The sequence below is a fragment of the Pseudomaricurvus sp. genome, assembly GCF_965662505.1.
Taxonomy (GTDB): domain Bacteria; phylum Pseudomonadota; class Gammaproteobacteria; order Pseudomonadales; family Cellvibrionaceae; genus Pseudomaricurvus.
In genome coordinates, this window is record NZ_CBFIHX010000168.1 from 1 (window position 1) to 5,897 (window position 5,897).

The following is a 5,897-nucleotide window of genomic DNA, read 5'->3' on the forward strand; positions in this document are numbered from 1 at the left end:
AAAGCCCGCTCCGCCTGCCATTTCACCCAGCGCTTTCTCTGCCAGCAGGCATTGTTTGTAAAACTCCACACCACCGCTGAAGCCAACGCCTCCCCTAGGTTTCAGTCGCTGCCGGCCTCTTTTTGCAACTGCGAAAAACATTGCAAACAATAACGATTCTCAGTATTGTGGCGCCATTCTGGAAGCACCACCCTGGGGAGAATTTAGATGACACGCAAACACCTGCTAAGCAGCGCCATTGTCCTGGCCATAACCACCAGCGGCCTGAGTTACGCCGAAACTACCGAATCCAAAAACACGCAAGCGTCTATGGAAGAAGTTCTGGTCACCGGCAAATACACCATCAACGAACAGATTGATACCGCCACCGGTCTGGGCCTGACCCTGTTTGAAACTCCCCAATCTGTGAGTGTGATGACAGCCCAACGCCTTCAGGACCAAAACCTTCGCTCTCTAACCGACGTTGTTAATAACGCCACCGGTGTTTCCGCCAAGGCGCAGGACAGTACCCGTTATAAATTTTCTGCCCGCGGTTTTGCCATCGACAACTACCAGATTGACGGTATCCCTATTTCCTGGGAGCCCGGCGCCAACGCGGGTGAAACCTCTACAGACACCTCCATTTACGAACGCGTCGAAATCGTTCGTGGTGCTACTGGCTTGCTGACTGGTGCCGGCAACCCTTCTGCCTCTATCAATATGGTCCGCAAGCACGCAGACAGCAGAGAATTTACCGGCAGCACCATGGTCTCAGCCGGACGCTGGAACACTTACAAATTCAATACCGACATCAGCACGCCTCTGAATGACAGCGGCTCAGTGCGTGGCCGCTTTGTGGCAACCTACGAAGAAGGTGATTCCTTTCGTGACTTGGCTGGCGAAGAGAGCAGCGTATTCTACGGTGTGATTGATGCCGATTTGACTGACTGCACGCTACTGCGTGTCGGCGCCAGCTATCAGCAGAATAAACCCACAGCATCCACCTGGGGCGGTCTTCCGGTTTGGTACAGCGATGGCAGCCGTACCGATTGGGACCGTTCCAAAACCACAGCTACCAAATGGAGCACATGGTCTTCCGACGTTGAAAACTACTATGTTGATCTTGTACACACGTTCAGTAACGATTGGACTGCAAAGTTAAGTGTGAACTACAACGTCAATCAATCCGACCAGTTGCTACTGTATATTTCCGGCACCGTTGATAAAACTACCGGACTGGGACTGAACGCTTCCCCCCGTAATGCGGGCACAAAACGAAAGCAGACCAACATCAGCCTGCAAGTCAATGGCACCTATCAGCTGTTTGATCGTGAACACGACCTGACCTTTGGGGTCATCGACAGTGACCAGGATGAAGAGAACTACTCCCTGGCCGTTGACTACACCGCTTTGCAAGCACCGGGCAACTTCTTCCTTTGGGATGGCAGCTATCCCCAACCTGCTTGGGGAGCAAAAGGGCAAGATGTCGACCTGAAAACAGAACAATCCGGGATTTATGCCGCAACACGACTTTCAGTCACAGACAGTTTGAAACTTATCTTTGGTGGTCGGGTTGCCGACTGGAGTAAAAAAGGCAGCACCTACGGCACGCCCGTAGATTACGGTGACACTGGTGTATTTATTCCTTACGCCGGGGCCCTGTATGACATCACCGAACAACATTCGGTTTATGCCAGCTTCACCGAAATCTTTCAGCCTCAGCCAGAGCAGGATCGTACCGGCAACTTCCTGGATCCGATCACCGGTAAAAGTTATGAACTGGGCCTGAAAAGCCGTTTCTTTGATGAATCCCTGCAAACCACACTGGCGGTGTTTAAGATCCAGCAGGACGATCTTGCTCAGGTAGACACCGGCTTTATTGTGCCTGGCACCATTAACGGTCAGGCTTACTACGCCGCGGAAGGTACCGAAAGTGAAGGTTTCGAACTTGAAGTGGTTGGCCAATTGGCAGCGGGCTGGGACCTCAGCTTCAGCTACACCCAATTCGAAGCCGAAGATGCTAACGGCGCAGAGGTGAATACTGACCAACCCCGCCAAATGATGAAGCTCTACACTACCTATAACTTCGGTGGCAGCCTGAGCAACCTGACCATCGCCGGCGGCGTGAATTGGGAGGGTCGTAACTACACGGATACGGTCAATCCTATCACCGGACAGCCCGAACGTCTGAAACAGGATGAATACAGCCTGGTCAGCCTAATGGCACGTTACGATTTCACCCCACAGCTATCCGCTCAACTGAACGTGGACAACCTGCTGGATGAAACCTACTACAGCCAGATCGGCTTCTACAACCAACTGGAATACGGCGAGCCGCGCAATGCGACCCTGTCCATGAACTATCAGTTCTAATACCCGGGCCAAGTGAAAATCGTCAATATGGCAATTTTCACTCACCTTCAGAAAGCCAGTCAAAGCCCCGCTTTGGCTGGCTTTCTCGCTTCTGCGTGGTACACTGCGCCTCCATATCACGCTCAATATGAGCGCCCACGTTCCATAAGCCTAACCGGGCCCGCCCGGCAGCCAACCCAGTAACCGACCATGTTAAAGCGGCTAATCCGACCGATCATCAGTACTTTCAGCAAAGCTCCCAGCATCAATCATCAGATCATTCCCCGTGAAAAGCACAGCATATCGCGCCGGGATATCAGCCGTTCGGCACTGAAGGTCATGCAGCGTCTGGGAGATGGCGGCTACGAGGCCTATCTGGTGGGTGGCGGTGTGCGAGACCTGCTACTGGGAGACCACCCGAAAGATTTTGATGTGGCCACCAACGCCACGCCGGAACAGGTGAAACATCTGTTCCGCAACTCTCGCATCATCGGCCGTCGCTTTAAGATCGTTCACGTGCGCTTTGGTCGCGAGATCATTGAAGTTACCACCTTCCGCGACAACCACACAGACAATGCCAGTGCTCAGCACTCCGCCAAGTCCGAGGATGGTATGCTGCTGCGGGACAACGTCTATGGCGATATCCGCTCCGATGCCATTCGCCGCGATTTCACCGTCAATGCGCTCTATTACACGCTCGATCACTTCAGTATCCACGATTTTACCGGTGGACTGCAGGACATTAATCGCCGCAAGATTCGCGTGATCGGCAATCCGGAAACGCGCTATCAGGAAGATCCGGTACGCATGCTGCGGGCGGTTCGCTTTGCCGGCAAACTGGATTTCGACATTGAGAAGAACTCCTCCGAACCCATCCACAAGCTGGGTTCACTGCTGCTCAATATCCCTGAAGCCCGCCTGTTCGAAGAAGTTCTCAAGCTGTTTATGGGTGGCTATGGTCGCGCGGTACTGCCACTACTTCAGGAATACGATCTGCTGCAGTACATTCTGCCTCAGACTGATCAGGCGCTTAAAGAGGATGAGCCATACGCCGAGGCTCTGATCCAGCAGGCTCTGACCAACACCGATAAACGCATCAAGAACAACCAGCGGGTAACACCGGCCTATATCTACGCCGCCATGCTTTGGCCCTCCGTCTGCGCCGAGCAGCGCAAACTGGAAGCCGAGGGCATGAAGCCAGTACAGGCTCATCAACAGGCCGCTCAAAACGTGGTATCCGCACAATTGCGGACTACCTCGATCCCCAAGCGTTTCACCCAGGGCATGAAAGAGATCTGGGATCTGCAGCACCGCCTGCCACGCCGTCAGGGCAAGCGCGCCGAGCGCCTGCACGAACACCCTCGCTTCCGCGCCGGTTACGACTTCGTGCTGATGCGCGAGCAAGCCGGTGAAGACCTGGAAGGCTTAGGCCAGTGGTGGACCCGCTATCAGGATGTCGACGAAGCCGAACGGGAAAACATGGTAGCCAAGCTGGGCTCCGCCGGTCAGCCACGCAAGCGTCGCCCTCGCCGCAGAAAGCCCAAACCCAAAGCTCAAGACTGAATTCATGAGCACAACGGCTTATATCGGACTGGGCAGTAACCTTGAGAATCCTTACCAGCAGGTTAAGCGGGCTCTGCAGGAATTGGGGCAGATCCCCCAGACTTGTGTAGTCGCAGCCTCCCCCTGGTATCAAAGTCTGGCTGTCGGCCCCGGTGAGCAGCCGGACTTCGTCAATGGCGTGGCGCAACTGACCACAGAACTTGACGCCCATGCCCTGCTCGATCAGCTACAGGCCATTGAGAACGCTCACGAACGGGTCAGAGAGGTCCGTTGGGGCCCAAGAACTCTGGATCTGGATCTGTTGCTGTTTGGCGCAGAGATTATTGATACGGAGCGCCTTCAGGTTCCCCACCCGTATTTAACCCAGCGCAACTTTGTGCTCTACCCACTGGCGGACATCGCCCCTCAATTAACGCTTCCCGGCGGTGACACACTTGAGTCTTTAGTGGCAAACTGCCCAAGTGACGGGCTACACCAAATTCAGGACTGAGCCACACCAACTGGATTGAGCTACACCAACTTCAGGATTGATCAGGAGCAGACAGTGAGCGACGGTTTTAACATTACCCTGGACACCACAGGCCTCGACCTGCCACGCTTTATTGCCATCGAAGGCCCCATCGGCGTCGGCAAAACCACGTTGGCCAAGAACCTGGCTCGCACACTGGGCCACGAGCTGATGCAGGAAAATGCTGACGCCAATCCATTTCTGGAACGCTTTTACGCCAATCCCAAGGCCGCCGCCCTGCCCACCCAGTTGTTTTTCCTGTTCCAGCGCTCACAGCAGATCCAGGATTTACAGCAGCAGGATATGTTTCAAACCAGTCTGGTCGCCGACTTCCTGATGGACAAGGATCAACTGTTTGCCCAGGTAACACTGGATGATGACGAGCTGAACATCTATCAGCAGGTCTACGATCAGTTGGACATTAATGCTCCGGCTCCCGACCTGGTGATCTATCTGCAGGCGCCTAACGATGTCCTCGAAGACCGTATCCGCACTCGCGGTGTGCAGGCCGAGCGCCATATCGAAAGCGACTACCTGACCACCCTCAACGATGCCTACATGCATTTTTTCCACTATTATGATCGGGCGCCGCTCTTGATTGTGAACGCCGCCGAGCTGGATCTGGCCAACAACCCGGATCACTACCAACAGCTGGTTGATTACATTTTGACGATCAAAAGCGGTCGTCATTACTATAATCCAACACCGACGTTATAATCGAACACCGACTTACGCATCCGACACTAACGTTAGATAACGTTAACAACGCCGGACCCCTGACAAACCTGTCATTACTGAAAGTGTGATTGCTATGCCCTACGGAACTGTTCAGGCCGACGCCGGCCTCACCAAACCTGTTACCACCCTCAGCCTGCGCAAGATGAAAGAAGAGGGCACCAAATTTGCCACGGTTGCTCTGTACGATGCCCCCATGGCCGCCATGGCGCAGAAGTGCGGCGTAGAGGTTGTGTTGATTGGAGACAGCCTGGGCATGACTGTGCTCGGTTACGACAGCACCATCCCCGTAACCATGGAGCAGATGATCTACCACGTGGAAGCGGTGAAACGCGGCAACAATAAATCCCTGATCATGGGCGACCTGCCCTTTATGACCTACGCCACGCCCGATCAGGCAATGGTCAACGCCACCCGCATCATGCAGGCCGGCGCACAGATGGTAAAAATTGAAGGCGGCGAGTGGCTCGCACCCACCGTGCAGATGCTCAGCGATCGCGGTGTGCCCGTGTGTGCGCACCTGGGTTTAACCCCTCAGTCTGTGAACAAGCTGGGTGGCTTCCGGGTTCAGGGCCGCAGTGAAGAACAGGCAGAACAAATACTGGCAGACGCCAAGGCGCTGGACGATGCCGGTGCCGATTTGCTGGTTCTGGAGTGTGTGCCCACGGCGCTGGCCAAACGCATCACCGAGTCCGTCAGCATGCCCACCATCGGAATTGGTGCCGGTACCGACACTGACGCTCAGGTACTGGTGATCAAT

The 5,897-nt window shown here is 54.7% G+C and carries 5 protein-coding genes; all 5 read left to right on the forward strand.

The features are described from left to right. Nucleotides 1-207: 207 nt before the first annotated feature. On the forward strand, nt 208-2,352 hold the full coding sequence (locus ACTG33_RS15745; RefSeq protein ID WP_439136176.1) for a TonB-dependent siderophore receptor: 2,145 nt from the start codon (nt 208-210) through the stop codon (nt 2,350-2,352). A gap of 189 nt (nt 2,353-2,541) precedes the next feature. Next, the gene (pcnB, locus tag ACTG33_RS15750) at nt 2,542-3,894 is read left to right on the forward strand and encodes a polynucleotide adenylyltransferase PcnB (RefSeq protein ID WP_439136177.1); all 1,353 of its coding nucleotides are present in this window, start codon (nt 2,542-2,544) and stop codon (nt 3,892-3,894) included. 4 nt (nt 3,895-3,898) lie between these two features. Then, nucleotides 3,899-4,384, forward strand: a complete 486-nt coding sequence (gene folK, locus ACTG33_RS15755) for a 2-amino-4-hydroxy-6-hydroxymethyldihydropteridine diphosphokinase (RefSeq protein WP_439136178.1) — start codon at nt 3,899-3,901, stop codon at nt 4,382-4,384. Nucleotides 4,385-4,438: 54 nt separating this feature from the next. Then, nucleotides 4,439-5,119, forward strand: a complete 681-nt coding sequence (locus ACTG33_RS15760) for a deoxynucleoside kinase (RefSeq protein WP_439136179.1) — start codon at nt 4,439-4,441, stop codon at nt 5,117-5,119. A 94-nt stretch (nt 5,120-5,213) separates the two neighbouring features. Beyond that, nucleotides 5,214-5,897 (forward strand): 3-methyl-2-oxobutanoate hydroxymethyltransferase (gene panB / locus ACTG33_RS15765; protein WP_439136180.1); only part of this gene is annotated, 684 nt, incomplete at its 3' end.